General features: G+C 67.7%; 22 protein-coding genes and 1 pseudogene. 10 read left to right on the plus strand and 13 right to left on the minus strand.

Translation table 11 applies throughout. The features are described 5' to 3' along the window. Positions 1-6 precede the first annotated feature (6 nt). Genes glnX through G6N50_RS17155 form a run of 3 tightly spaced genes read left to right on the plus strand, consistent with a single transcriptional unit; the run spans position 7 to position 4,585 of the window. Complete coding sequence (gene glnX / locus G6N50_RS17145; protein WP_083099945.1) at positions 7-1,326, plus strand: protein kinase G-activating protein GlnX; 1,320 nt, start codon at positions 7-9, stop codon at positions 1,324-1,326. Further along, positions 1,326-2,303 carry a glutamate ABC transporter substrate-binding protein gene (locus G6N50_RS17150; RefSeq protein WP_083099947.1) on the plus strand — a complete coding sequence of 326 codons (978 nt, stop codon included), beginning with the start codon at positions 1,326-1,328 and terminating at the stop codon, positions 2,301-2,303. The genes glnX and G6N50_RS17150 overlap by 1 nt, the downstream gene beginning before the upstream one ends. Further along, positions 2,303-4,585: a serine/threonine-protein kinase PknG gene (locus G6N50_RS17155; RefSeq protein ID WP_083099948.1), complete on the plus strand. Its 2,283-nt coding sequence runs from the start codon at positions 2,303-2,305 to the stop codon at positions 4,583-4,585. Before G6N50_RS17150 ends, G6N50_RS17155 begins: the two co-directional genes overlap by 1 nt. A gap of 86 nt (positions 4,586-4,671) precedes the next feature. Here G6N50_RS17155 and G6N50_RS17160 read toward each other — a convergent pair whose 3' ends face one another. The 4 genes from G6N50_RS17160 to fgd all read right to left on the minus strand — a co-directional run bounded on the left by G6N50_RS17160 (position 4,672) and on the right by fgd (position 9,847). Continuing rightward, positions 4,672-5,526, minus strand: coding sequence for an endonuclease domain-containing protein (locus G6N50_RS17160; protein WP_083099950.1), 855 nt, complete (start codon positions 5,524-5,526; stop codon positions 4,672-4,674). A gap of 64 nt (positions 5,527-5,590) precedes the next feature. Then, complete coding sequence (locus G6N50_RS17165) at positions 5,591-6,751, minus strand: acetate kinase (protein ID WP_083099952.1); 1,161 nt, start codon at positions 6,749-6,751, stop codon at positions 5,591-5,593. Continuing rightward, positions 6,741-8,825, minus strand: a complete 2,085-nt coding sequence (gene pta, locus G6N50_RS17170; RefSeq protein WP_083099953.1) for a phosphate acetyltransferase — start codon at positions 8,823-8,825, stop codon at positions 6,741-6,743. Before pta ends, G6N50_RS17165 begins: the two co-directional genes overlap by 11 nt. 11 nt (positions 8,826-8,836) lie before the next feature. Next, positions 8,837-9,847: a glucose-6-phosphate dehydrogenase (coenzyme-F420) gene (gene fgd / locus G6N50_RS17175; protein ID WP_083099955.1), complete on the minus strand. Its 1,011-nt coding sequence runs from the start codon at positions 9,845-9,847 to the stop codon at positions 8,837-8,839. 239 nt (positions 9,848-10,086) lie between these two features. Here fgd and G6N50_RS17180 point away from each other — a divergent pair, with 239 nt between their 5' ends. Together G6N50_RS17180 and G6N50_RS17185 are read left to right on the plus strand one after the other, a co-directional pair. Then, positions 10,087-10,833 carry an MBL fold metallo-hydrolase gene (locus tag G6N50_RS17180; RefSeq protein WP_083099956.1) on the plus strand — a complete coding sequence of 249 codons (747 nt, stop codon included), beginning with the start codon at positions 10,087-10,089 and terminating at the stop codon, positions 10,831-10,833. A 169-nt stretch (positions 10,834-11,002) separates the two neighbouring features. Next, a pseudogene (locus G6N50_RS17185) lies at positions 11,003-11,987 on the plus strand (IS481 family transposase). Between the two features lie 63 nt (positions 11,988-12,050). Here G6N50_RS17185 and G6N50_RS17190 read toward each other — a convergent pair. From G6N50_RS17190 to G6N50_RS17200, 3 genes are read right to left on the minus strand one after another with little or no spacing between them, the layout of a single operon-like run. Then, positions 12,051-12,554 (minus strand): GNAT family N-acetyltransferase, encoded by a 504-nt coding sequence (locus G6N50_RS17190; RefSeq protein WP_083098476.1) that lies wholly within the window; start codon positions 12,552-12,554, stop codon positions 12,051-12,053. Between the two features lie 6 nt (positions 12,555-12,560). Continuing rightward, the gene (locus G6N50_RS17195) at positions 12,561-13,442 is read right to left on the minus strand and encodes an SAM-dependent methyltransferase (RefSeq protein WP_083098379.1); all 882 of its coding nucleotides are present in this window, start codon (positions 13,440-13,442) and stop codon (positions 12,561-12,563) included. 7 nt (positions 13,443-13,449) lie between these two features. Beyond that, a complete protein-coding gene (locus tag G6N50_RS17200; RefSeq protein ID WP_083098380.1) occupies positions 13,450-13,821 on the minus strand; it encodes a DUF3054 domain-containing protein in 372 nt (123 codons plus the stop codon). 173 nt (positions 13,822-13,994) lie between these two features. Between G6N50_RS17200 and G6N50_RS17205 the strand changes: the two genes are divergently transcribed. The 5 genes from G6N50_RS17205 (at position 13,995) to G6N50_RS17225 (ending at position 19,864) form a co-directional block, all read left to right on the plus strand. Further along, positions 13,995-15,179 carry an acyl-CoA dehydrogenase family protein gene (locus G6N50_RS17205; RefSeq protein WP_083098382.1) on the plus strand — a complete coding sequence of 395 codons (1,185 nt, stop codon included), beginning with the start codon at positions 13,995-13,997 and terminating at the stop codon, positions 15,177-15,179. A gap of 12 nt (positions 15,180-15,191) precedes the next feature. Further along, positions 15,192-16,340, plus strand: coding sequence for an acyl-CoA dehydrogenase family protein (locus G6N50_RS17210; protein WP_083098384.1), 1,149 nt, complete (start codon positions 15,192-15,194; stop codon positions 16,338-16,340). A gap of 7 nt (positions 16,341-16,347) precedes the next feature. Next, positions 16,348-17,010 carry a TetR/AcrR family transcriptional regulator gene (locus tag G6N50_RS17215; protein ID WP_083098386.1) on the plus strand — a complete coding sequence of 221 codons (663 nt, stop codon included), beginning with the start codon at positions 16,348-16,350 and terminating at the stop codon, positions 17,008-17,010. 4 nt (positions 17,011-17,014) lie between these two features. Next, on the plus strand, positions 17,015-17,641 hold the full coding sequence (locus tag G6N50_RS17220; protein ID WP_083098388.1) for a hypothetical protein: 627 nt from the start codon (positions 17,015-17,017) through the stop codon (positions 17,639-17,641). A gap of 843 nt (positions 17,642-18,484) precedes the next feature. Further along, positions 18,485-19,864 carry an NAD(P)/FAD-dependent oxidoreductase gene (locus G6N50_RS17225; protein WP_083098390.1) on the plus strand — a complete coding sequence of 460 codons (1,380 nt, stop codon included), beginning with the start codon at positions 18,485-18,487 and terminating at the stop codon, positions 19,862-19,864. Here the strand turns inward: G6N50_RS17225 and G6N50_RS17230 are convergent. The 6 genes from G6N50_RS17230 to G6N50_RS17255 form a co-directional block, all read right to left on the minus strand. Beyond that, complete coding sequence (locus G6N50_RS17230; RefSeq protein ID WP_083098392.1) at positions 19,861-21,084, minus strand: O-succinylhomoserine sulfhydrylase; 1,224 nt, start codon at positions 21,082-21,084, stop codon at positions 19,861-19,863. The two genes, G6N50_RS17225 and G6N50_RS17230, sit on opposite strands and share 4 nt — an antisense overlap. A gap of 7 nt (positions 21,085-21,091) precedes the next feature. After that, the gene (locus tag G6N50_RS17235) at positions 21,092-21,532 is read right to left on the minus strand and encodes a rhodanese-like domain-containing protein (RefSeq protein WP_083098394.1); all 441 of its coding nucleotides are present in this window, start codon (positions 21,530-21,532) and stop codon (positions 21,092-21,094) included. A gap of 124 nt (positions 21,533-21,656) precedes the next feature. Then, the gene (gene purT, locus G6N50_RS17240; protein WP_083098396.1) at positions 21,657-22,907 is read right to left on the minus strand and encodes a formate-dependent phosphoribosylglycinamide formyltransferase; all 1,251 of its coding nucleotides are present in this window, start codon (positions 22,905-22,907) and stop codon (positions 21,657-21,659) included. A gap of 97 nt (positions 22,908-23,004) precedes the next feature. Continuing rightward, positions 23,005-23,649 carry a PaaI family thioesterase gene (locus G6N50_RS17245; protein ID WP_083098398.1) on the minus strand — a complete coding sequence of 215 codons (645 nt, stop codon included), beginning with the start codon at positions 23,647-23,649 and terminating at the stop codon, positions 23,005-23,007. Then, on the minus strand, positions 23,646-24,944 hold the full coding sequence (locus G6N50_RS17250; protein ID WP_083098400.1) for an adenylosuccinate synthase: 1,299 nt from the start codon (positions 24,942-24,944) through the stop codon (positions 23,646-23,648). Before G6N50_RS17250 ends, G6N50_RS17245 begins: the two co-directional genes overlap by 4 nt. 217 nt (positions 24,945-25,161) lie before the next feature. Next, on the minus strand, positions 25,162-26,064 hold the full coding sequence (locus G6N50_RS17255) for a histidine phosphatase family protein (protein ID WP_142275717.1): 903 nt from the start codon (positions 26,062-26,064) through the stop codon (positions 25,162-25,164). Positions 26,065-26,317: the final 253 nt, after the last annotated feature.

The raw sequence follows: 26,317 nt of genomic DNA on the forward strand, positions 1-26,317 counted from the left end.
TAAGACGTGACGGTTGAGCTGGCGCATCCGTCGACCGAGCCGCAGGGATCGCGGTCACCGGCCGAACCGGCTCATCCACGCTGGTGGTTCATCTCGACGACGCCGGGCCGCATCCTGACCATCGGCATCGTGCTCGCCGCGCTCGGCGGGATCAGCGCCTTCGCCACCTCGACCACCATCAACCACCGCCAGCAAGTGCTTACCACGGTGCTCAACCACACGGAGCCGCTGTCGTTCGCCGCCGGGCGGCTCTACACCACGCTGTCGGTGGCCGACGCCGCGGCGGCCACCGCGTTCATCGCCGAGGCCGAGCCCCAGCCCGTTCGCCAGCGCTACGAGCAGGCCATCACCGACGCATCGGTCGCCGTGACCCGGGCCTCGAGCGGCCTCACCGACGAACCTTTGGTGCAGCTGCTGGGCCGGATCAACGCGGAGCTGGCCGTCTACACCGGCCTGATCGAAATCGCCCGAACCAACAACCGGGAGGGCAACCCGGTCGGGTCGTCGTACCTGTCGGAGGCATCGGGGCTGATGCAGTCGACGATCCTGCCCGACGCGGCGCGGCTCTATCAGGCGACGTCGGAGCGGGTGGACGCCGAAACCACCGCGTCGACGCAGATTCCGGCGCCGGTCATCATGGTGGTCGGCGCCACCGTGGTCTTCGGCGCCTTCTCCCACCGCTGGTTGGCGCGGCGCACCCGGCGCCGAATCAACCCAGGCCTGGTGGTGGGCGCACTCGCTATCCTCGTCATGGTGGTTTGGGTTGGAACTGCGCTGACCATTTCTACGGCGGCCAGTCGTAGCGCGAAGGACACTGCCGCCGAATCCCTCAAGACCGTCACCAACGTCGCCATCACCGCCCAGCAGGCGCGCGCCGACGAGACGCTGTCGCTGATCCGCCGCGGGGACGAAGAGAAACGCAAGCAATCGTTTTATCAGCGCATCGATTCCATGCACCGCCAGCTCGACCAATACATGTCCCGCAGCGATGCCGTCGACAAGCCGGACCTGGAGGGCGCCGATCAGCTGCTGCTGCGCTGGCGGCAGGCCAACGACCGGATCACCTCGTACATCTCGGTGGGTAACTACCGCGCCGCGACCCAGGTGGCGCTGGGCAGCAGCGAAGAAGATTCCACCCCGGCGTTCGACAAGCTGGAAGACGAGCTGGTCAAGGCCATGGATCAGGGCCGCATCCACCTGCGCAACGACGTGATCAACGCGCGCAGCGGACTGTCCGGCGCCCAGGTGGGTGGCGTGGTGCTCAGCCTCGGCGCCGCCATCGCGGTGGCGCTGGGCCTGTGGCCGAGGCTGAAAGAGTATCGATAATGATCCGCCTGCCCCTGCTTCGCCGGGCGTGCACCGTGGCCGCCGCGGCGGTGGTGCTGGCGGGCTGCGGACACACGGAATCGCTGCAGGTCGCCAGCGTGCCGACGTTGCCGCCGCCGACACCGGTCGGCATGGAGCAGTTGCCGCCGCAGCCGCCGCTGCCGCCCGACGGCCCCAATGAGAACTGCAATCTGACGGCCAGCCTGCGGCCCTTTGCCACCAAGGCGGAGGCGGACGCCGCGGTCGCCGACATCCGCGCGCGTGGCCGGCTGATCGTCGGTCTCGACATCGGTAGCAACCTGTTCAGCTTCCGCGACCCGATCACCGGCGAGATCACCGGTTTCGACGTCGACATTGCCGGCGAGATCGCGCGCGACATCTTCGGGGCACCGTCGCACGTCGAGTACCGGATCCTGTCGTCGGACGAGCGGGTCACCGCCCTGCAGCGCGCCGAGGTCGACGTCGTGGTCAAGACCATGACCATCACCTGCGACCGGCGCAAGCTGGTGAACTTCTCGACCGTGTACCTGGACGCCAACCAGCGCATCCTGGCCCCGCGCGACTCGTCGATCGTCAAGGTCGCCGACCTGTCCGGCAAGCGCGTCTGCGTGGCCAAGGGCACCACCTCGCTGCACCGGATCCAGCAGATCGATCCGCCACCGGTCGTGGTGTCGGTGGTCAACTGGGCCGACTGCCTGGTGGCGATGCAGCAGCGGGAGATCGACGCGGTCAGCACGGATGATTCGATCCTGGCCGGTCTGGTCGAAGAGGACCCCTACCTGCACATCGTCGGCCCCAACATGGCCACCCAGCCCTACGGCATCGGGGTCAACTTGAACAACACCGGGCTGGTGCGGTTCGTCAACGGAACCCTGGAGCGGATCCGCCGCGACGGCACGTGGAACACGTTGTACCGCAAGTGGTTGACGGTGCTGGGTCCCGCGCCGGCCCCGCCCACACCGAGGTATCTGGACTGATGGCCGAGCCGGACAAGCACACCGAGCAGCCGGAATCCGGCTCGGAGGACGTCGCGCCGGGCACCCAGCCGGCCGACGTTCAAAGCGGCGCCGCGACGGGACGGCTGCAGGCCACCCAGGCGCTGTTCCGTCCCGACTTCGACGACGATGACGACGACGACTTTCCGCACATCTCGCTGGGCGCGCTGGAAACCGATCCGCAGGACCGCATGACGGTGGCGACGCGCTCGGTGCCTGCGGTCAGACAGCTCGGCGGTGGCCTGGTCGAGATCCCCCGCGGACGGGACATCGATCCGGTCGAGGCCCTGATGACCAACCCGGTGGTGCCGGAGTCCAAGCGCTTCTGCTGGAACTGCGGAAAACCGGTGGGGCGGTCCAGCAAGAAAGCCAAGGGCACGTCGGAGGGGTGGTGCCCGGCCTGCGGCAGCCCGTATTCATTTCTGCCGCAACTCAATCCCGGCGATATCGTCGCCGGCCAGTACGAGGTCAAGGGCTGCATCGCGCACGGCGGCCTGGGCTGGGTCTACCTGGCGGTCGACCACAACGTCAACGACCGGCCGGTGGTGCTCAAGGGTTTGGTGCACTCCGGCGACGCGGAGGCGCAGGCGATCGCGATGGCCGAGCGACAGTTCCTGGCCGAGGTGGTCCACCCGCAGATCGTGCAGATCTTCAACTTCGTCGAACACAAGGACCAGCACCAGAATCCGATCGGACTCATCGTCATGGAGTACGTCGGTGGCCAGCCGCTCAAGCACGGGAAGGGCGAGAAGCTTCCGGTCGCCGAGGCCGTGGCCTACCTGCTGGAAATCCTGCCCGCGCTGAGCTATCTGCACTCCATCGGTCTGGTCTACAACGACCTCAAGCCCGAGAACATCATGCTCACCGAAGAGCAGCTCAAGTTGATCGACCTGGGCGCGGTGTCGCGAATCAATTCGTTCGGATACCTCTATGGCACACCGGGTTTCCAGGCACCGGAGATCGTGCGGACCGGCCCGACGGTCGCCACCGACATCTACACGGTGGGCCGCACGCTGGCCGCACTCACGCTCAACCTGCAGACCCGCAACGGCCGTTACGTCGACGGCCTGCCCGAACACGACCCGGTGTTGACCACCTACGACTCCTTCCGCCGGGTGCTGCGCCGCGCCACCGACCCCGACCCGCGGCGCCGGTTCGCCAGCACCGAGGAGTTGTCCGCCCAGCTGCTGGGTGTCCTGCGCGAGGTGGTCGCCCACGACAGCGGGACGCCACGGCCGGGCCTGTCGACCATCTTCAGCCCCAGCCGTTCGACGTTCGGGGTGGACTTGCTGGTCGCGCACACCGACGTGTACCTGGACGGCCAGGTCCACTCCGAGAAGCTGACCGCCCGCGAGATCGTGACCGCATTGCAAGTGCCGCTGGTGGATCCGGCCGACGTCGCGGCCCCGGTTCTGCAGGCGACGGTGTTGTCCCAGCCGGTGCAGACGCTGGATTCGTTGCGCGCGGCCCGGCACGGCACGCTGGACGCCGACGGCGTCGAGGTGTCCGAGTCGACCGAACTGCCGCTGATGGAGGTCCGCGCGCTGCTCGATCTGGGCGACGTGGCCAAGGCCACCCGCAAGCTCGACGACCTGGCCGAGCGGGTCGGCTGGCAATGGCGGCTGGTGTGGTACAAGGCCGTGGCCGAGCTGCTTACCGGCGATTACGACTCGGCCACAACGCATTTCATCGAAGTGCTGGACACGTTCCCCGGCGAGCTGGCACCCAAGCTGGCGCTGGCCGCCACCGCCGAACTGGCCGGCGACGTCGACGACCACAAGTTCTACGAGACGGTGTGGAAGACCAATGACGGGGTGATCTCGGCCGCGTTCGGATTGGCCAGAACACTTTCCGCGGAAGGGGATCGGGCCGCGGCGGTGCGCACGCTGGACGAGGTGCCTGCCACCTCGAGGCACTTCACCACCGCGCGACTGACCAGCGCCGTGACGCTGTTGTCCGGCCGCACCAAGAGCGAGATCACCGAGGAGGACATCCGCGACGCGGCCCGGCGGGTGGAGGCGTTGCCGCCCACCGAACCCCGCGTCCTGCAGATCCGCGCGCTGGTGCTGGGCTGTGCGATGGACTGGTTGGAAGACAACAAGGCCAGTACCAACCACATCCTCGGGTTCCCGTTCACCGAGCACGGGCTGCGGCTGGGCGTCGAGGCATCGCTGCGCAATCTGGCCCGCGTCGCCCCCACCCAGCGGCACCGCTACGCGCTGGTGGACATGGCGAACCGGGTTCGGCCCACCAGCACGTTCTAGGTTTCGCAGGTTCGTCGGGCCCCTCTTTCCGTTCAGTGTGAATCCTGGAAGGCGACACGCCGACAAACCCAGCCGTAGTTTCACACTCAAAGCCGCGGTTTCACAGTCGACTTCGCTAGCGCCGCCCGCACTCGGCGGAGGATGCCGGCGGGCCGGTCCTCGGCGACGACCCGGACGATGATCCACCCCATCTGCTCGAGCATCTCGACGCGCCGAATGTCTTTGACGTATTGCCTTCTGTCCGTGCGATGGTGGTCGCCGTCGTATTCGACGGCGACCATCTGGTCTTCCCAACCCATGTCCAGGTAGGCGACCGGTAGGCCGTCGGCACCCAGCACCGGGATCTGGGTCTGCGGCCGGGACAGACCCGCGTCGATGAGAAGCAGCCGCAGATAGCTTTCCCGCGGCGACTGTGCGCCCGGGTCGACCAGCTCGAGTGCGGCCTCCAATCCCCGCAGCCCGGGCGAGCGTGGGTGTGCCATGGCGACCTGCAGGACGTCGTCTGCCTTGAAACCCGTTGCGCGGGAGAGGGCGTCGAGCCGCACGACGGCCGAGTGGACCGCCCCGCGCCGGCCGATGTCGAACGCGGTTCGCTCCGGTGTGGTCACGGCCAGCCCGTCGCACAGCTGCGTCTCACCGGCGCACAGCGTGTCCCGGCGTATCAGCACGCCATCCGGCGGACGGGTGTTGTTGTGTATCAACTCGACCGGGACACCGTCGGGAATCCACTCGGCACCGTGCAGCGCCGCCGCGGCCGCTCCCCCGACGACCGCCCTGCGCCCCGACCACAGCCAGGCCGCGCGGATGCGCACCGCGAGGGAGGGTTCCACGTGCCGCGGCACGTAGACGTTCGGGAACACCGCGCGGTAGGCCACCCGCAACCGGTGGTGGCTCAGCCGTCCGGACGCGAGCGCCTCGCTGCCGATGAACGGAACTGCCATACCGGGCACAGTCGCATGTCACCGGCCGATCGGGTGTACGGCTCTCCACAGCACCGCCGGCTTTCTATCCGCCTAACAGACTCACGCAGTCGCGGGCGATGGCGAGCTCTTCGTTCGTCGGGATCACCAGCACGACGATCGGTGAATCGTCGGCGGAGATTTGGCGGGCACCCTTGCCGCCGCCGAGGTTGCGGCGCTGATCGAGGATGATGCCCAGTTCTTCCATGCCGGCGACCGCGTCGCGGCGTACCGCCGGGTCGTTCTCTCCGATCCCGGCGGTGAAGCTGATGACGTCGGTGTGGCCGAGCACCGCCAGGTAGGCGCCGATGTACTTACGCAGCCGATGCGTGAACACGCTGTAGGCCAGTTGCGCTGACTTGTCGCCGGATTCGATCATCGACCGCAACCGGCGAAAGTCGCGCTCACCGGACAGCCCCAGCACGCCGGATCGCTGATTGAGCATGGACTCGACGTCCTCGACTGCCATCTTGGCCGCGTGCGACAGATAGCCGACGATACTGGGATCGATGTCGCCGCTGCGGGTGCCCATCACCAAACCCTCGAGCGGGGTCAAGCCCATCGAGGTGTCCAGCGGTCGGGTGCCGGCGATCGCCGAGGCCGAGCAACCGTTACCCAAGTGCAGCACAATCTGTTTCAGGCCGCCGACCGATCGATCCAGGAAGGCGGCGGCCTGCCCGCTGACGTAGCGATGCGACGGGCCGTGGAACCCGTACCGGCGGACCTGGTACCGCTGCGCCAGGTCGCGGTCGATGGCATACGTGGCCGCCGCGGGCGGCAGGTCGTGGAAGAATCCGGTGTCGAACACCGCGATGTGGGCGATGTCGGGCAGTAGTTTTCGCGCGACCTCGATTCCCTTGAGCGCTGGCGGGTTGTGCAGCGGGGCCAGCTCCGACAGTTCGTCGAGCCTGCCGATCACCGTGTCGTCCAGCAGCGTGGGCTGATGAAAGGTGTTGCCACCATGGACTACTCGATGGCCCACGGCGACGATGCCGCTCGTCTTCAGGTCGATACCGTCATCGGCCAGCGTGTCGAACGCGCGGCGCAGCGCGGCGTCGTGGTCGGGCACCGACGACGACTCCTCGCCGATCCGCTCCACCAGGCCGGTCGCCCGGGCGACACCCGAATCGGGGTCGACCAGTTGATATTTCAGAGATGACGAGCCGGAGTTGATCACCAACACCAGGCGCACGCCGCTACTTCCCATTACCGCCACCCTGCGCCTGGATCGCGGTGATGGCAACCGTGTTCACGATGTCTTCGACCAAAGCGCCCCGGGACAGGTCGTTGACCGGCTTGCGCAGCCCCTGCAGGACAGGGCCGATGGCGATCGCACCGGCGCTGCGCTGCACCGCCTTATACGTGTTGTTACCCGTATTGAGGTCGGGAAAGATCAGCACCGTGGCGCGACCCGCCACCGGCGAGGAACGCAGTTTGGTGGCCGCGACCGACGGTTCGATCGCGGCGTCGTACTGGATGGGCCCCTCGACCGGCAGATCGGGGTTCCGCTTCCGCACCAATTCCGTTGCCGTCCTGACCTTCTCGACGTCGGCCCCGCTGCCCGAGTCGCCGGTCGAGTACGACAGCATCGCCACCCGTGGCTCGATGCCGAACTGCGCGGCGGTGCGCGCCGAGGAGATCGCGATGTCGGCCAGTTGCTCCGGGGTCGGGTTCGGGATGATCGCGCAGTCGCCATAGGCCAGCACCCGATCGGGCAGGCACATCAAGAAAATGCTGGACACCGTCGAGACATCCGGGACCGTCTTGATGATTTCGAAAGCCGGCCGGACGGTATGCGCCGTGGTGTGCGAGGCTCCCGACACCATGCCGTCGACCATGCCGTTGTACACCAGCATGGTGCCGAAATATGTGGCGTCGCGCATGATCTCACCGGCCTGCTCGAAGGTGACCCCTTTCGCCTTGCGCAATTCGGCGTACTGGTCGACGAATCGGTGGCGCAACTCGCTGGTGCGCGGGTCGATCACCTTCGCGTCGCCCAGGTCCACCCCGAGTTCTCCCGCACGCTGACGAATTTGGGCTTCGTCGCCGAGGATCGTCAGGTCGGCGACGCGGCGCTGCAACACGCGGCCCGCGGACTTGAGGATGCGGTCGTCGTCACCCTCGGGAAGGACGATGCGCTTGCGGTCCGAACGCGCCTGCAGCGTGAGCTGATGAATGAACATCTGCGGCGTGGTAACCGTGGGGATCGGAATGGCAAGCTGCGCAAGCAGATCCGTGATATCGACGTGCCTGTCCATCAGCGCCAGCGCGGTGTCGATCTTGCGCTGCGAGCTCGCCGTGACCCGGCCCCGGGCCGCGGCGGCCGCGCTGGCCGTGTCGTAGGTGCCCAGCGCGGTGGCGATGATGGGCAAACGCAGCCGCAGGCCGGCGACCAGCGCCGCGATGGATGGATGCAGCTCGAAGTCCCCGTTGAGCACGATGCACGACAGCGACGGAAAGCCTTCGGCGGCATGGGCACTGGTGACGGCGAGCACCACGTCCGAGCGGTCACCGGGGGTGATCACCGCCATGCCGTCGCTCAGCCGTTCCAGCACATGGTCGGCGGTCATCCCGGCGACCAGCACGCCGGTGACCTCGCGTTCGCGCAACGACTCCTCGCCGCCGACCGGCGTCCCGGCGACAGCCGTCTCCAATTCGGCCACCGTCGGCGCCGACAGCAGCGGCTCCTCAGGCAGCACGTAGCTGCGCTGGGCGAACGCGCGCAGCGCTTCGGCGACCGCCGTCAGCTGGCTCGGCTCGCAACGGTTGGCCACCACCGCCGCGGTGTGGGCGTGCTGGGCCTCCAGCTCGGCCAGGCAGACCTCGACGACGGCGGCGATCTCCGCGGCCGTGCGGCCGTTGCCGCTGACCGTGAGCAGCAGCGGCGCACCGAGGTTGACCGCGATGCGTGCGTTGGCCGAAAGCTCCGCGGGCCGGGTCACGTCGGTGTAATCGCTGCCGACGATCACCACCACGTCGCAGGCCTCGGCCACGGCGTGATAGGCGTCGACGATGGCGGCCATGGCGGCGTCGCCGTCGGCGTGCAGCTGGTGATAGGTCACCCCGACGCACTGCTCGTAGGACAGCCCGGCCGTGGTATGCCCCAGGAGCAGGTCCAGGATGTAGTCGCGGTCCTCGCCCAGCCTGGTAATCGGCCGGAACACACCGACTTTGGCGACCGTCGCGGTCAGCCGGTGCAACAGTCCGAGCGCGATCGTCGACTTGCCGGTCTCCGGCTCGGGGGCGGCGATATAGATCGCTGTCGCGGAACCGGAGACCACTCGTCCGCCCCTCAGGCCAGCCGCCGCAGCCGCGGCGCCAGGTCCTTCTCGAAAAGTTCCAGGAACCGGCGCTGGTCGTGGCCGGGCGCGTGGAACACCAGGTGGTTGAGGCCCCATTTCACGTACTGGCCCACCTTTTCGACCGCCTCGTCGGGATCGGAGGCCACGATCCAGCGCTTGGCGACCTGTTCGATGGGCAGCGCGTCGGCGGCCTTCTCCATCTCCAGCGGGTCGTGAATGCTGGTCTTCTGTTCGGCCGTCAGCGACAGCGGCGCCCAGAACCGGGTGTTCTCCAGCGCCTTGTCCGGGTCGGTGTCGTACGAGATCTTGATTTCGATCATGCGGTCGACGTCGTCGGGACTCTTCCCGGCCGCCTCCGCCCCCTCCTTCATGGCGGGCATCAGCTTGTCCTTGTACAGCTCCTCGCCCTTGCCGGAGGTGCAGATGAAGCCGTCGCCCGCGCGACCCGCGTACTTGGCCACCTGCGGACCGCCCGCGGCGATGTAGATCGGGATGCCGCCCTCCGGCACGTCGTAAATCGAGGCGCCCTTGGTCTGGTAGTACTCGCCCTCGAAGTCGACACGGTCGCCCAGCCACAGCTCGCGCATCAGCCGCACCGATTCGCGCAGCCGCGCGTAGCGCTCCTTGAACTCCGGCCATTCGCCCTCGTATCCGGTGGCTATTTCGTTGAGCGACTCCCCGGTGCCGACGCCGAGGAAGATGCGGTCCGGATACAGGCATCCCATCGTGGCGAACGCCTGCGCGATGACGGCGGGGTTGTACCGGAAGGTCGGGGTGAGCACCGAGGTGCCCAGCACCAGCCTCTTGGTGCGCTCGCCGACGGCGGTCATCCAGGCCAGCGAGAACGGTGCGTGCCCGCCCTCGTGCCGCCAGGGCTGGAAGTGGTCGCTGACGGTGGCGCTGTCCATGCCATGACCCTCGGCGGCGACAGCGAGTTCGACGAGCTCGCGCGGAGCAAATTGTTCGGCGGACGCTTTGTATCCGAGTTTCAGTTCAGGCACCCGTTCTTTCTACTCCTCGCGCCGATCGCAGGCGCGGCTGAGCCGCGCTAGCGATCGCTTCTGCGCCGACGGTCGCGACCCGCTGCGCCCGGCTTCGCCGCGCTAGCGATCGCTTCTGCGCCGACGGTCGCGACCCGCTGCGCCCGGCTTCGCCGCGCTAGCGATCGCTTCTGCGCCGACGGTCGCGACCCGCTGCGCCCGGCTTCGCCGCGCTAGCGATCGCTTCTACACTCGCGGGCATGGGAGCGGCGCCGACTCTTGTTCAAGTGACCGACACGGTGTATCTCGCCCGGGGCGAGGCCGTTAACTGGACGTTGGTCGTCGACGGCACCGGGGTGATGCTGATCGACGCCGGATATCCCGGGGACCGCGAGGACGTGCTGGCTTCGCTGTGCGAGCTGGGCTACGGCCCCGGCGACGTGCGCGCCGTCCTGCTCACGCACGCACACATCGACCACCTGGGTTCGGCGATCTGGCTCGCCGACGAATACGGCACCAAGGTGTACTGCCACGCCGAGGAGGTGGGCCATGCCAAACGCGAATATCTGGAACAGGCGTCGGTTTTCGATGTCGCCCTGCGTATTTGGCGGCCGCGCTGGGCCGCGTGGGGCCTGCATGTGCTGCGCAGCGGCGGCCTGATTCGCCACGGCATCCCGTCCACCCGGCCCCTGACCGCCGAGGTGGCCGCCGGGCTGCCGGGCCAGCCGAGCGCCGTCTTCACCCCCGGGCATACCAGCGGGCACTGCTCGTACGTGGTCGACGGCGTCCTGGTCAGCGGCGACGCGCTGATCACCGGGCACCCACTACTGCGCCGCGGCGGGCCGCAGCTGCTGCCGGCGGTGTTCAGCCACAGCCAGCAGAATTCGCTACGCAGCCTGGACGCGCTGGCCCTGCTGGACACCGAGATCCTGCTGCCCGGGCACGGCGACGTGTGGCGCGGCCCGGTCCGCGAAGCGACCGCGCGGGCCAGCTCGCTGGCTCAGTGACCACATCGGCACCGCCTAAGTTCCTATTGTGTGACTCTCGAACGTGCTAGCTGTTGCGGGTCATGACGTTGTAGACGCCGACATGGTCGGGATGTGAGGAGGACGGGTCCTTCGGCGGCAGGATGAGAAATCGCCAAACCCCTCGTCCTGAACCTGAAGGAACCCGTCCATGACCCAAGGTAATGCTCCGTTGTCCGTTGAAGGCCGTCGCCGCCTCGTTGCCCGCTGCGTTGACCGTCCCATTGCCCACGTAGCTGCTGAGATGGGGATCTCGCGGGCGTGTGCCTCCAAGTGGGTCAACCGGTTCCGACGGTTCGGCGAACTCGGCCTATACGACCGCTCGTCGGCGCCGGTAGGGCAGCCCACGGCCACTGCGGCTGAGGTCATCAGTGTGATCGAGGCGATGCGCCGAGGCCGCAAGTGGTCGGCAACGCGGATCGCATTCGAACTCAATGCACGCGGCATCGTGATCGGCCGGCGCACCGTGAGCCGGCAGCTGGTGACCTTGGGGCAATCGGCGCAAGTTCCTTGACCCCAGCGGGGATCTGAATCGAGTACCGCAACGTATCATCGCTCGCTGCCCCGGGCACATGGTGCACGTCGACGTCAAGAAGGTCGGCCGCATCCCCGACGGTGGTGGGTGGCGGGTGCACGGCAAGAACAGCGCCCAGGGCAGAGCCTCGCGAGCGGCCCGCGCCGGCTATGTCTATCTGCATTCCGCGGTGGACGGCTACTCCCGATTGACTTACACCGAAGCGCTCACCGATGAAAAGGCAATCACAGCAATCGGATTTATGCACCGTTCCCGGGTCTGGTTCGCTGCGCACGGGATCGACCGCATCCAACGGATTGTCACCGACAACGGCTCCTGCTACCGCGCCCGCGACTTCGCCCACGTCCTGCACGGCGCACGCCACCAGCGCATCACGCCCTACACCCCGCGCCACAACGGCAAGGTAGAGAGATATCACCGCATCCTGGCCGAAGAATTCCTCTACGCCCGCACCTGGACCTCAGAATCCCAACGCAGCGAGGCACTCAAGGTCTGGAACATCCACTTCAACTACCATCGACCACACTCTGCCGCCGACGGCCAGCCACCAGCATCACGACTCACCACCGGCGTCACCAACGTGGTGACCTCCTACAGCTAGCACATCCGCCAGCTGATATCGGGAGTGCTATATCCCTTGAAACCCGTTGTGACGGAGCCTAAGTCAGGTCAGCCACTTCTCGAAGGCGATCGGAACAAACGGGCCCCAGGACGGCAGCGGATCCGGCGGTATCCGGGTGTATCCCGTCGCGTCATAGAGCGCTGCGGCCTCGGGCTGCCGATCGCCGGTGATCAGGTAGAGCCGCCGATACCCGCGGGCCCGGGTTTCGGCCTCCAACGCCGCCAGCAGCGCCCGGGCGTAACCGCGGCGCCGATGAGCGCCGTCGGTCCAGATCCGTTTGAGCTCGGCGGTGTCGGCGTCGTAGCGGAGAAACGCACCGCCGGTCACCGGCACACCGTCCAGCACACCGATCAGCAATCCGCCGTCCGGCGGTGCCAACTCGGCCTCGGGCACGGGCAGCCAGGTCAGATGCGTGCTCGGTGTGCCGCCGTATCGCTGCGCATACTCGACGGCCAGTTCGGCCAGCAACGGTTGTGCCAGCGGGTCATCGTGAGTGGCCGACACGAACCGCAACTGGCCTTGTGGCGGGCTTGATTCCGGCATCACCAAAACTCAAACGCGCGTCGCGGTGACGTATTCCGGGATGAACTCCGAGCCACCGGGCCCGGCCCGTCGCCGCCTGCCCAGCCCCATCGCACCCAGTAGCTCGGTGACGCTACACCCGGCCGTCTCCCAGCCATTTGACGCCAAATACTCTGGCACATAATGATATTCGCCGGGATAGGTCAGGCTGGCCAGATCGACGTCCAGGCCGCGTTGCCGCCAGCCGTCGACAAAGGCGCGCTCGGCGCCGAGCTGCAACGGATTCCAGGTCGGCATGTGATCGGCGGTGAAACGGCTGCCGGGGGCGCTGGCGGTGGTGACGGCCTGCAGCACGTGATTCTGTTCGCCGGGCGGCAGATACCCGACGAGCAACTGCTCGGCGACCCAGACCGTGGGCTGGGTCGGGTCGAATCCGACCCGGCGCAGCGCCGCCGGCCAATCCTGGCGCAGGTCGATGCCGATCGCACACCGGTGGGACGCCAATTGGGCGTCCAGGCCGTGCAGCACTTCGGCTTTGAAGTCGAGCACCTGCGGCTGGTCGATCTCATAGACCGTGGTCCCCCGCGGCCACCACAGCCGGTACGGCCGGGTGTCCAGGCCCGAGGCCAGGATCACCACCTGCCGGATGCCCGCCCGGCCGGCGTCGGCCAGAAATTCGTCGACGAATCGCGTATGCGCCGTGAGCGCATCCATCAGCGCCGTCATCGCCGGGTCGTCGCCGTCGTCCTCCGCGAACACGTGGTCCTTGATCGCCCGGGTGAGGTAGTCGATCCCGACGGCGCACAGCAGCGGCTCGGCGAACGGATCGTTCAGCAGGCCCCTGTTGGTGGCCACCGCCCGCGCGGCGGCACCGAAAGTTGCGGTCACCGCCACGTCGGCCGTCTGCGCCATGGTCGCCTCAGACGCCGGAGCGACGCCGCAGGGTCAACCCGGCGGCCACTCGCCAGCCCAGCAACAACAGCGCGGTGACCGTCGTCGCCACCACCACGAAACTTGCCGCCACACCCGCAGAGGTCGCCTTGCGCAACAGCATCCCGACGACCACGGTGGACAACCACACGACAACCCCGGTGGGCCGCACGGCGGTCGGCTGCCGCCACCCTCGCGAGGCCAGCCACCCGACGACGGTGCCGGTGAGAAACGGCCAGGCCGTCACGGCGACGCCGGTGACGTTGAGCCCTTCGTCGTGGCTGCGGCGCCCCACGGCGCAGAACACCAGCACACCGAGGACGTCCACCGCGAGCCAGGCCAGCCACTGGAGCCTAAGCATGCAGGCAGACTACCGGGGCACGCCACGATCCTTGACCACGCAGCCGCGGTGAACCTACATTCGTCAGCGATGAATACCCATTCACCGGGCGGCGGTCGGCGTCAGCGGCGGCCTGACGGTGCCCGGTGTCAGCGGCGACCTGACGATGGCGGGATTAGTGGCAGGCTGATCCCATGAGTACTAAGACACCACCCGCCTTCGACCGCGACGACCCGCTCGGCCTCGACGCCTCGCTATCCAGCGACGAGCTCGCGGTGCGCGACACCGTCAGGGAATTCTGCGCCGAGCATGTCCTCCCACACGTCGCGGAGTGGTTTGAGATCGGTGATCTGCCGGTCCGCGAACTGGCCAAGGGATTCGGCCAACTCGGCCTGCTGGGCATGCACCTGGACGGGTACGGCTGTGGCGGTGCCTCCGCCGTGCACTACGGGCTGGCCTGCGTGGAGCTGGAGGCCGCAGATTCCGGTCTGCGGTCGATGGTCTCGGTGCAGGGCTCGCTGGCGATGTTCGCGATCTGGAATTTCGGCTCCGAGGAGCAGAAGCAGGAATGGCTGCCGCCGATGGCCACCGGTGAGCTGCTCGGCTGCTTCGGGTTGACCGAACCCGACGTCGGTTCCGATCCCGCCGCGATGAAAACCCGTGCGCGCCAAGATGGTTCGGACTGGGTACTCAACGGCCGCAAACTGTGGATCACCAACGGCTCGGTCGCCGACGTCGCCGTTGTCTGGGCCGCCACCGACGACGGGATTCGCGGCTTCATCGTCCCCACCAAGACACCGGGCTTTTCCGCCAACACGATTCACCACAAGCTGTCGCTGCGGGCCTCGATCACCAGCGAGTTGGTGCTCGACGACCTGCGGGTGCCCGCCGAGGCGATGCTGCCCGAGGCCAAGGGGCTGCGCGGGCCGCTGTCCTGTCTGTCCGAGGCCCGTTACGGAATTATCTGGGGCTCGATGGGAGCGGCCCGCTCGGCCTGGCAGGCCGCGCTGGATTACTCGACGCAACGCACCCAGTTCGGCCGCCCCATCGCGGGCTTCCAGTTGACCCAGGCCAAGCTCGTCGACATGGCGGTCGAACTGCACAAGGGCCAGTTGCTGTCGCTGCACCTCGGCCGCCTCAAGGACAGCGTCGGGCTGCGCCCCGAGCAGGTCAGCTTCGGCAAGCTCAACAACACCCGCGAGGCGATCAAGATCTGCCGGACCGCACGAACCATACTGGGCGGCAACGGAATATCGCTCGAATACCCCGTCATCCGGCACATGGTCAACCTGGAGTCGGTGCTGACGTACGAGGGCACACCGGAGATGCACCAGCTCGTCCTCGGCCAGGCGTTCACCGGCAGCGCCGCCTTCCGGTAATAAGGGGAAGACATGGCCGCACGGCTGGAGTACACGCCCGAGCATCACCAATTCCGGGAGTTGGTCCGGGATTTCGTGCGCCAGACCGTGGTACCCAAACACGAGGACTCGGAGAAGCGCGGCCAGTGGGATCGCTCGCTATTCCTCGAGGCCGGCAAGCTCGGGCTGCTGGGTTTCTCGGTCCCCGAGCATCTCGGCGGACCGGGCGTGGCCGACTTCCGCTACAACGCGATCGTGATCGACGAGTTGCAGCGGGCCGGCGCGGCCGCCGAGGCCATCGCCTTCACGCTGCAAAACGACGTGGTGCTGCCCTATCTCACCGATCTGACCACACCGGAACAGCAACAGCGCTGGCTGCCCGGCGTGGTCACCGGCGAGACGGTGCTCGCCATCGCGATGACCGAGCCCGGCACCGGCAGCGACCTGGCCGGGATCCGCACCGCGGCCGTACGCGACGGCGACGACTACGTCGTCAACGGCGCCAAGACGTTCATCTCCAACGGACAGATCGGCGATCTGTTCGTCGTCGCGGTGCGCACCTCGCCGGACCGCCACCACGGGCTGTCGCTGCTGGTCGTCGACCCGGCCACGCCGGGCTTCGCGCGCGGCCGCAACCTGGAGAAGATCGGCCTGCACGCCCAGGACACCAGCGAGCTCACGTTCACCGATATGCGGGTGCCGAGTGCGAACCTTCTCCAAGAGGAGGGCAAGGGCTTCTATCAGCTGATGAAGAACCTGCCCCAGGAGCGGCTCGCGCTCGGGGTGGGCGCGGTGGCCGCCGCGGAAAGCATTCTGGCCGAGACCCTCGACTACGTGCGTGACCGCACGGCGTTCGGCTCACCGATCGCCGGCTTCCAGAACAGCCAATTCGTGCTCGCCGAGCTGGCGACCGAAATCGACATCGCCCGTACCTATCTCGAAGACTGCCTGGCCGAACACCTGGAGGGTGAGCTGACCGCCGCTCGCGCCGCCCGGCTGAAGTGGTGGACCACCGATCTGCAGGTGCGCACCGCCGACCGCTGCCTGCAGCTGCACGGCGGGTACGGCTACATGCGCGAATACAGCGTGGCGCGGGCCTTCGTCGACGCCCGCATTCAGACCATCTACGGCGGCACCAACGAGATCATGAAGACGATCATCGCCAAGGACCTGGGCATCTGAGGGTGTGATGGTCACCGATTACAGCGAGCTGCCCGTCGAGGAGGCGGTGCGCGCGGCCCGGGCCGGCTCGCGGCGCCGTCAGGTGCTCGACGCCGCGGTCAAGGTGATGGGCCGCAACGGCTTTCACCAAATGTCCATGCAGGATCTGGCCACCGAGGCCAAGGTCAGCGTCGGCCTCATCTACAAGTACTTCGGCGGTAAGGAGGACCTGCTGCTCGCGACGATCGTGCGGATCCTGGACGTGTTCCGCGATCAACTGGCACCGGTGATCGCCACCGCCGGCGACGACGTCGTGGACCAGTTAACCGCGGGCATGCGCCGCTACATCGAGATCGTCGATGAGAACCTCGACGGCGTGGTGCTGACCTACCGGGAGAGCCGCACGCTCTCCCCGGCCGGCCGCGCCCAGATCAAGGACCTCGAAATCGCCACCGCCGCACCGCTGCGCGCGGTGATCGAAGCCGGCAGCGCCCAGGGCGTGTTTCGCGACGTCGACGTCGACCTCATCGTGTTCGACATCATGCTGCTGGCCCACGGCTGGGCCCTCAAGCACTGGCACTTCGGGCCGATCTACGGCATCGATCAATACATCGCGCTGCAGACCCGCCACGTGCTGACCGGATTGATTGCCGACGAGCGCCGCGCCGGCTACGCGCACGTGCTGAAATAGGGGCATGAGACTCACCGCGCGCCCGATTCGCAGCCTGATCGCGCTGCTGACCCTGGGCGCCGCCGCCGGTGTGCCCGCGGCGGTCGCCGATCCCACCGCGGCGCTGCCCGCGATGACGTCCAGCGGCAGCGGGCCGATCATCGGTGGCGGCTCGGCGGCCGCGCAGGGAATCTCCCAACAGCTCTTTAGCTTTGGCAACCCTAACGCGGTCCAGGAGGTGGACGGCTCGGACGCGGCGCAGTTCATCACGGCCGCGGCCGGGGCCGCCAACCAACAGCTCGCGAGTCCCTTCTCGCTGCTGCGCCGCGCGTTGACCTGCCAGACCAACAACGCCGGATTCGGGGCCCGCGCCTACCGGCGCAACGACGGGCAATGGGGAGGCGCGATGCTGGTGGCGGCCAAGAGCGCCACACCGAACCTCGACAGCCTGGTCGCCTGCGCCAAGACCAATTGGCGAAGGACGGCGGCCGGCGGCGAAGCCGCGATGTGCGACAACGGCTGGACCACCCCCACCTCCTACGAAAGCCGCCGTGGCGAGACCTATTACATCCTGCTGGCCGGCACCGCCGCCGACTTCTGCAGCGACCTCAACGCCAAGTACAAGAGCGACGCCAACGCGTGGCCGTTCTAGGCCGGCCTCGGGTGTCCCCGATCGACCGATGAAACCGGTTGCCGACTTGACAATTTCGCCCCAACCTGGCCGCGGCCGGTCACGGCGCTTGTTTGAATTCATATCCAGTCGGCGCACAACACCGCCGGCCAGCGGCTAAATAGCGTTCCAATATAGCCTCGGCGGGATACCCGCGCAGGATAATTCCATTTCTCCCCGCCACCGAGTTTTGCTGAAATTCTATTCAAGCCAAAGCGGCCGCATCCCGCCGGTGATCCGGCGTCATCCGTTTGACGAAACGCACCGCGTTATTCGTGAAATCCCTTATCTACGAGCCAATGACCGCGTAAGCTCCCCCACGTCGGGCATCAGAATACGTCTCCCAGACGAAGGGGGTTCTCATGTCACGTCGTACCGGAAAAATCGTCCTCGCCTTGGTCATCGCTTTCGCAGCACCAATGACCTCGGCTTGCACGGTTCCGCTTGTTATCGATTGCGGTCCCGGTTTGACTTGCACCGGCGGATAGCCGTTCAGTAACCGAACTGGCCACAAAGCGATTTGCGGCCTTTCGTTCGTATCAACCTTCGCGTAGCGAAGGCCCGGCCGGAGCCGTGACATGGGTCGCTGCCCCAAAGCGGCTTCGGCCGGGATCCGCTACCACACAAGGTATTTCAGGCAGATATGCCGAGAACCGCTTGTTGTCAACGGGTTTCGGACTGCGGCGCCCTGGGACGCCACTCGTGGTTGTCGCGCGCGGTATTCCCGTCTTCGCGCAGGTCTCGCCTTTCTGCGGGGTGGCGTCGTACGGTGGACATGCGCTGGGAAGATCGACTCCCAGGCCCACGTGCGCAGAAGGGACAGGCATGTCGCGCCATCGCGTCGTCATCATCGGAAGCGGATTCGGTGGCCTGAACGCGGCCAAGGCACTCAGACGGGCCGACGTGGACGTCACCCTGATCTCGAGGACCACCACGCACCTGTTCCAGCCGTTGCTGTACCAGGTCGCCACCGGCATCCTGTCCGAGGGCGACATCGCGCCGACCACCCGGCTCATCCTGCGCCGGCAGAAGAACGTGCGGGTGCTGTGGGGCGAGGTCAGCGAGATCGACCTGACGGCCAAGACGGTGACGTCGCACCTGATGGGCATGCAGACGGTGACGCCCTTCGACAGCCTCATCGTGGCCGCCGGCGCGCAGCAGTCCTATTTCGGCCACGACGAGTACGCGGCCTTCGCGCCGGGCATGAAGAGCGTCGACGACGCCCTCGAGTTGCGGGCCCGCATCCTCGGCGCGTTCGAGGCCGCCGAAGTGGCCACCGACCCCGCCGAGCGGCAGCGCCGCCTGACGTTCGTGGTGGTCGGCGCCGGGCCGACCGGGGTCGAACTGGCCGGCGAGATCGTCCAGCTCGCCGAGCGCACGCTGGCCGGGGCGTTCCGGACGATCACGCCCAGCGAATGCCGGGTCATCCTGCTCGACGCCGCGCCCGCGGTGTTGCCGCCGATGGGAGAGAACCTGGGCCTCAAGGCGAAACGGCGGCTGCAGAAGATGGACGTCGAGATCCAGCTGAACGCGATGGTGACCGCGGTGGACTACATGGGCATCACGGTCAAGGAGAAGGACGGCGGCGAGCGCCGCATCGAATGCGCGTGCAAGGTGTGGGCTGCGGGCGTGCAGGCCAGCGAGCTGGGCAAGATGGTCGCCGAGCAGTCCGACGGAACCGAAACCGACCGCGCCGGACGGGTGATCGTCGAGCCCGACCTCACCGTCAAGGGGCATCCGTACGTGTTCGTCGTCGGGGACCTGATGTCGGTGCCGGGCGTGCCGGGGATGGCGCAGGGCGCGATCCAGGGGGCGCACTACGCTACCAAGCTGATCAAGCACGCGGTGAAGGGCCAGGACGATCCGGCCAACCGCAAACCGTTCAAGTACTTCGACAAGGGCAGCATGGCCCTGATTTCGCGCTACAGCGCAGTCGCGAAGGTCGGCAAGCTGGAGTTCGGCGGCTTCATCGCCTGGCTGGCGTGGCTGCTGCTGCACCTGTACTACCTGATCGGCCACCGCAATCGCATCGCCGCCATGTTCGCCTGGGGGATCTCCTTCCTGGGCCGCACCCGCGGACAGATGGCCATCACCAGCCAGATGATGTACGCCCGGCCGGTGGTGGACTGGGTGGAGCGCCAAGCGCAGGAGGGGACGCTGGCCGCGGCCGAACGCATCGAAGCGGCCGAGAAGCAGGCCGGCTAGCTCAGCGCCCGGTCGATGTCGGCGATCAGGTCGTCGGTGCCTTCCAGCCCGACGGAGATCCGGACCACGCCGTCGCCGAGGCCGATCGCCGCGCGGCCCTCCGGGCCCATCGCCCGATGGGTGGTGGTGGCCGGATGTGTGACAAGGGATTTGGCGTCGCCGAGGTTGTTGGAGATGTCGATCAGCGACAGCTTGTCCAGCACCTCGAAGGCCCGCTGCTTGGCCCTGGCGTCGGGGCAGTCCAGCGCGAAGGTGATCACCGTTCCCCCGCCGGACATCTGGCGCTTGGCCAAGTCGTACTGCGGGTGCGACGGCAGGAACGGGTAGCGAACCCAACTCACCGCCGGATGGGTCTCTAAGAATTCCGCGATCCGGTGCGCCGAGGAGTTGCTGTAGTCGACCCGAACAGCCAGCGTCTCGAGGCCTTTCACCAACACCCAGGCGTTGAACGCGCTCAGCGCCGGGCCGGTGTGGCGCATCAGTTTCTGCACCGGGCCGTCGATGTATTCCTTGTCACCGAGAATGGCCCCGCCGAGCACCCGGCCCTGGCCATCGATGTGCTTGGTGCCCGAGTACACCACGACGTCAACCCCGAGCGGAATGCCCTGCTGCAGAAGTGGTGTGGCAAAAACGTTGTCCAACACCACTTTTGCCCCTGCGGCGTGAGCGAGTTCAGTCACCGCCGCGATATCGACCAGCGACTGCATCGGATTCGACGGGGTCTCGAAGAACACCGCTTGAGTGGGCTTCGACAGCGCCTCCTCCCACTGCGCGAGGTCGTCGCCGTCGACGAAAACCGTCTCCACGCCCCACCGCGGCAGGATCTCGTTGCACACCACGAAACACGACCCGAACAGGCTGCGCGACGCGACCAACCGGTCCCCCGCGCCCAGCAGCGCACCCAGCGAGGTGAACACCGCCGCCATGCCGCTCGCGGTGGCGAAGGCCGCCGGCGCCCCTTCCAGCAGGCGCAGCCGCTCCTCGAACATCGTCACGGTCGGGTTGCCGTAGCGCGAGTAGACGAAGTGGTCAACCTCGCCGGTGAACGACTGCTCGGCCACTTCCGCCGAGGAGTAGACATAGCCCGACGTCAGATACATCGCCTCGGCCGTCTCGTCGAATCCCGAACGCAAGAGCCCGCCGCGCACCCCGATGGTCGCCTGGCTGACTCCGTCGGGCAGCGCCGTGGGCGTGCGGACGCCGTCGTCGGCTGGGGTCATCGCCGGCTCAACCCTGCTTCCAGGGCAATCCGATTGCTCGCCAACCTGTTTCGCCGCGGTGACCGTTGGCATCGAGCTGGCCCTCGAAGCCGTCCACGATGTTGTAGGCCGGCGTGATGCCCAGCTGGGTCGCCGCCTCGGCGGCCCCGATGGAACGCTGACCGGAGCGACACAAGAACAGCACCGGGCGCTGCTCGTCGGTCTCCGACGGGGCCACCCGCTCGCGCAGTTCGTCGGCGAAATTCGCGTTGTGCCGTCCGTCGGACAAATTCCACTCCAGGAACAACACCTCACGACCGAGGCTGGACAGATCGGGCACACCGACGAATCGCCATTCGGCGTCGGTCCGCACGTCGACCAGGACGGCGTTGGGGTTGTCGCTGAGCAGCTTCCATGCCTCCAGCGGCGAGATGTCCCCCGCGTAGGAGTGTGCGCGCTCTGTGCTCATGCTGGTATTCCCTCGTCGTTCGTTTGTCAGCCACATTATCGAGGCCATCGCCGTACTTACCCATCCGGGGGCGATGGATGCGCGCGAATCCCGCGCCGGCTCAGCCGGGTGACGGTGGCGCGGCTCAGCCGGGTGACGGTCGCGCGGCCAGCCGCCCGGCGACCTGGCCGGCGCGCTCCCGCGCGGCCGTCACCTCCGGGGCCGTGGCCAGTGCCCGGTAGCCGCCACCGGCCACGCGCAGGTCACTTTCGGGCACGCTCAGCGCGCCGCTCAGCGCGGCGGGGTCGTGAACGTCGGGCGGGTCGATCGCGCGGGCAGCAGCCGGCGAAACCATCATGGTGTCCACCGGCAGGCCCAAGATGGTGCGGGCCTGCAGTTCGAACGCGGAGAGCCGCTGACTACGCAGCGTCACCCACGCGCTGTCGGCCGGGCGCGACGTGACATCGGCGAAGTACACCTCGTCGCCGTTGACCATCAATTCGACCGCGAAGACGCCGCGGCCGCCCAGCGCCTTGACGATCCGCGCGGCGATCGACTTCGCGGCGTCCGTCGCGGCCCCACTCATCTTCTGGGGCTGCCAGGATTCCAGCACCTGCCCGCCGGAGCCGCGATGACCGATGGGCGAGCAGAATTCGATCACCGGACCCGTAGGGCCCTCGCTGCGCACCGCCAGCAGCGTGACGCAAAACTCGACCTCAACCACGGTTTCGGCCAGCACCCGGGGCTGTCCGGGGCCCGCGTGACCGGCCACCGCCCGCTGCCACGCCGGCCCCAGGTCTTCCCGTCGCGCCACCACCGACTGCCCCGGCCCGGTCGTCCCGGCCACCGGCTTGACCAGCAACGGATATCCGGCGTGCGCGCCCACCGCCTCGAGTTCGCCCAGCGATCCGGCAAACCAGAACGGCGCGGTGGGCAGCCCCAACTCGTCGGCGGCCAGCCGACGCAGGCCCTCGCGGTCGGCGCTGAGCCGCACGGCGCGGGCGCTGGGCACCAGTTCGGTGTGATTGCCGCCGGCGGCCACGGCGTCGAGGACTTCGACGGCGACGGTGTCGGTCGCGGTCACGACGAAGTCTGGTCGCAGCCGTTGCAGCGCCGCGGACAGCTCGCCGGCGTCGGTCAGCGGGAGCACCAGGGCCTGGTCGGCCACCCCGTGCGCGGGTGCGTCCGGGTGCGCCTCGACGGCGATCACCCGGGCCCCGAGGCGCCCCAAGTCGATCGCCAGCTCCCGGCTGATCTCGCCGGCGCCCAGCAGCACCACCGTCGGCCTGCCGTCGGCAGGGGCGGTGGGCCGGGCTTCGGCGCGCGCGGGAGCTTGCTGGGGCACGACGAGCGACGTCGTCTCGTCGTCCCGTCCGTCGGTGGGGCCGTCAGTCACGGCTCAAGGATAGGTCGGCTGCCGAGGTGCTCGGCCGATGTCGCCCGCCGACGATGCGGCCCGCGAAGCGGGGTGGGGAGGAAGCGGGCCATCCAACTCAGGGCTGGCCTGGGAGTAACTGCACCATCAGGCCGTTGGCCTCGGCCAGCAGCGCGTCGTCGGCGTCGACCATTTCGGCGGACACGAACGCTTTGCGCCCCTCGGTGCGGGTGACCCGTCCGCGCACCGCCAACGGAACGTCGATCGGGGTGATTTTGCGGTAGTCGACGTGCAGGAACGCCGTCCGGCTGATGGGCCGGTTCGCGGCGTGCGAGATCATCCCGAACATGTGGTCGAACAGCAGCGGCAGCACGCCGCCGTGCACGGCCATGTTGCCGCCGACGTGATAGCGGGTGAAACGGCCGCGCATTTCGCAGCCGTCGGGCTGGTATCGCGTCAACGTCCACGGCGGCAACAGCAGACTGCCCATGCCCGGCAGGTCGGGAGTGCGCCCCGCGGGCGCCGCACCCTCGGCGGCCTGAGACGGCCCCAGCAGCTCGGTCAGTGCCGCGACACGATCGGCCGCGTCGTCCCACACGTCGTCGTCGGGGTCGGCGGACACGGCGAGGTCCTGCAGCCGGCGCATCGCCGCCACGAACCGCCCGAATCCGGGCCCGGGGCTGGCCACCCCGTATTCGGGGAAGCCGCCGTGGTGTTCGTATTCGGGGTCGAGTTCTTTGGGATCCTGGGCCGCATCCGTCACGGGCGGGCTGCCAGCACGTCGCGCCGGACGATGGTCTGTTCACGCCCGGGACCCACACCGATGCATGAAATATGCGCTCCCGCAAGCTCTTCCAGCCGCAGCACATAGTCGCGCGCTTTGGCGGGCAGGTCGTCGAATTCCCGTGCGTGCGAGATGTCCTCCCACCAGCCGGGCAGCTCTTCGTAAATGGGTTCGGCGCGCGCCAGGTCGCTTTGCGTCATCGGCATGTCGTTGGTGCGGTCGCCGTCGATGCGGTAACCGACGCAGATCGGCACCGTTTCCAGGCTGGACAGCACGTCGAGCTTGGTCAGGAAGAAGTCGGTGATGCCGTTGACCCGGGTGGCATAGCGGGCGATCACGGCGTCGAACCAGCCGCAGCGGCGCCGCCGCCCGGTGGTGACGCCGAATTCGCCGCCGGTCTTGGACAGGTATTCGCCGTTCTCGTCGAACAGCTCGGTGGGGAACGGGCCGGAGCCCACGCGGGTGGTGTAGGCCTTGAGGATCCCCAGCACGGCGGTGATGCGGGTGGGGCCGATGCCGGACCCGACGGCCGCGCCGCCGGCCGTCGGATTCGACGACGTCACATAGGGATACGTGCCGTGGTCGACGTCGAGCAGGGTGCCCTGTGAGCCCTCCAGCAGTACCGTTTCGCCGGTCTCGAGCGCGGCGTTGAGCAGCCGCCGGGTGTCGCGGATGCGGTGCCTGAACCCCTCCGCCTGCTCCAGCAGGGACTCGACGACCTGGTGCGGGTCCAGCGCCTTGCGGTTGTAGATCTTGACCAGGATCTGGTTCTTGAGTTCCAGCGCACCCTCGACCTTGTGGGTCAGCACCTCGGGGTCGAGTACGTCGGCGACGCGGATCCCCTGGCGGGCGATCTTGTCCTGGTAGCAGGGGCCGATACCGCGGCCGGTGGTGCCGATCTTCTTGTTGCCCATGTAGCGCTCGGTGACCTTGTCGATGGCCACGTGGTAGGGCAACAGCAGGTGGGCGTCGGCGGAGATGAGCAGCTTGGTGGTGTCCACGCCGCGGTCTTCGAGGCCCTTCAGCTCGTCCAGCAGCACGCCGGGGTCGACCACCACACCGTTGCCGATGACGTTGGTGACGCCGGGCGTGAGCACTCCCGACGGGATCAGGTGCAGCGCGAAGTTCTCGCCGGTGGGCAGGACGACGGTGTGCCCGGCGTTGTTGCCGCCCTGGTAGCGCACCACCCACTGCACGCGGCCACCGAGCAGATCGGTGGCCTTACCCTTGCCCTCGTCGCCCCATTGGGCGCCGATGAGGACGATTGCCGGCATGACACGCTCCCACCTGATCTCGCCTGCGTATTGTGGTCCAGCCGGTGACCCACCCTAGCCTGGCGACCACGCGGGGCGCCGGTGGCCAGCTGAGGAGCCGGGCAAATCAGCTTAAGCCAGGAGCCGGCGAGACAGGCATGACACAGCCGGTGAAGGCGGGCACCAACGTCGCCGACGCGGCGGTGGTGGTGTTCGGCGGGCGCCGGGTGCCGCGACCTCACCCGTACGGCGCCGCGACCGGAGCACTCGCCGTCGCGGGCGGCTTGGCCGCGCACACACCCGTCCTGGTGGATGCGTCCAGCATCAGGCACAGGCCGTTGGCCACATGGCCCTTCTTCGAGGCCGACCAGCCCGGATGCACGGGTTTCCCGTTCCAGCTGATTAGCGTCCAGCCATCGTGGGGGCTGCCCTCGATCACGACGATGCCGGTATTGGGCAGCGGGTCGAAAAGCAGGAGCAACGGATCGGGATTCTTGACGCTCATCATCGTCCCGACGCCGATGGCGAATTCGCTGGAGAACGCCACCTCGGTGACCCTGCCGTTCGCGGCGCGCACCGGGTTGGCAACGGCGCTGGCATACATCGTCTGGAGCACGTCACCGAAGCCGGCGGCGTTGGTCGCGGCACTGCCGTACATGGTTTGGAGCGCACCGTTGAAACGCCTGCGGAACTCGAACCCGTTGGCATCGGTGGAACCCGGAGCCAGCATCGGCACGATGCGCAGCCCGAGCAGCCACGCCACCGGGCCCAGCAGGTATGCGAGCCCGGCGAGGCTGAACTGCGGCTGGCCGTTGAAAGCGCCGGCGTCGATCTCGTTGAGGCCCGGCAAAGCCTGCACGTTCATCCCCAACGCGGAAGCCAACGGGGCCGCGGTCTGCTGCGTCCTGATCAACTGCGACGCGAAGATCGCGGCGACCGGGCCCTTCGCCGCGAGAACGCCGGCGACGGTCTGCGCCTGTTGCTGACCCAGCTGGGTGAGTACAGCTCCGGGCACCGCCGTGTCGATCAATCCCGCCGCATTGGCCACCGATTGCCCGTGTCGCACCAAGTCGATCACGATCGATTCGTCCGCCGAGGCTGTCGCAGATCCATTGCACAGCAGGACAATCGAAAGCACCACGGCGCAGGCGCGGCCGAGTTGCTTCGTCAGCAACGGACGCGCGTGGGGCCGGCATCCGACACGAACAGTGCGGTTCGCGCGGTTGACAAGATGGCGGTGAGTCGGCGAATGGTCGTTCTCCGTTCTCTCAACCACTCGTGGCGGGATTCCGCGCAACGTCGGCCCTGTGGCAGGAGTAAAGTATCCGGTTGTTTCCCAGCAGTGGTGCAACAACTTTCGCAGTCGACACCATGTTGTGACTGTGTCGTTATGG

The organism is Mycobacterium mantenii (genome assembly GCF_010731775.1).
GTDB lineage: Bacteria > Actinomycetota > Actinomycetes > Mycobacteriales > Mycobacteriaceae > Mycobacterium > Mycobacterium mantenii.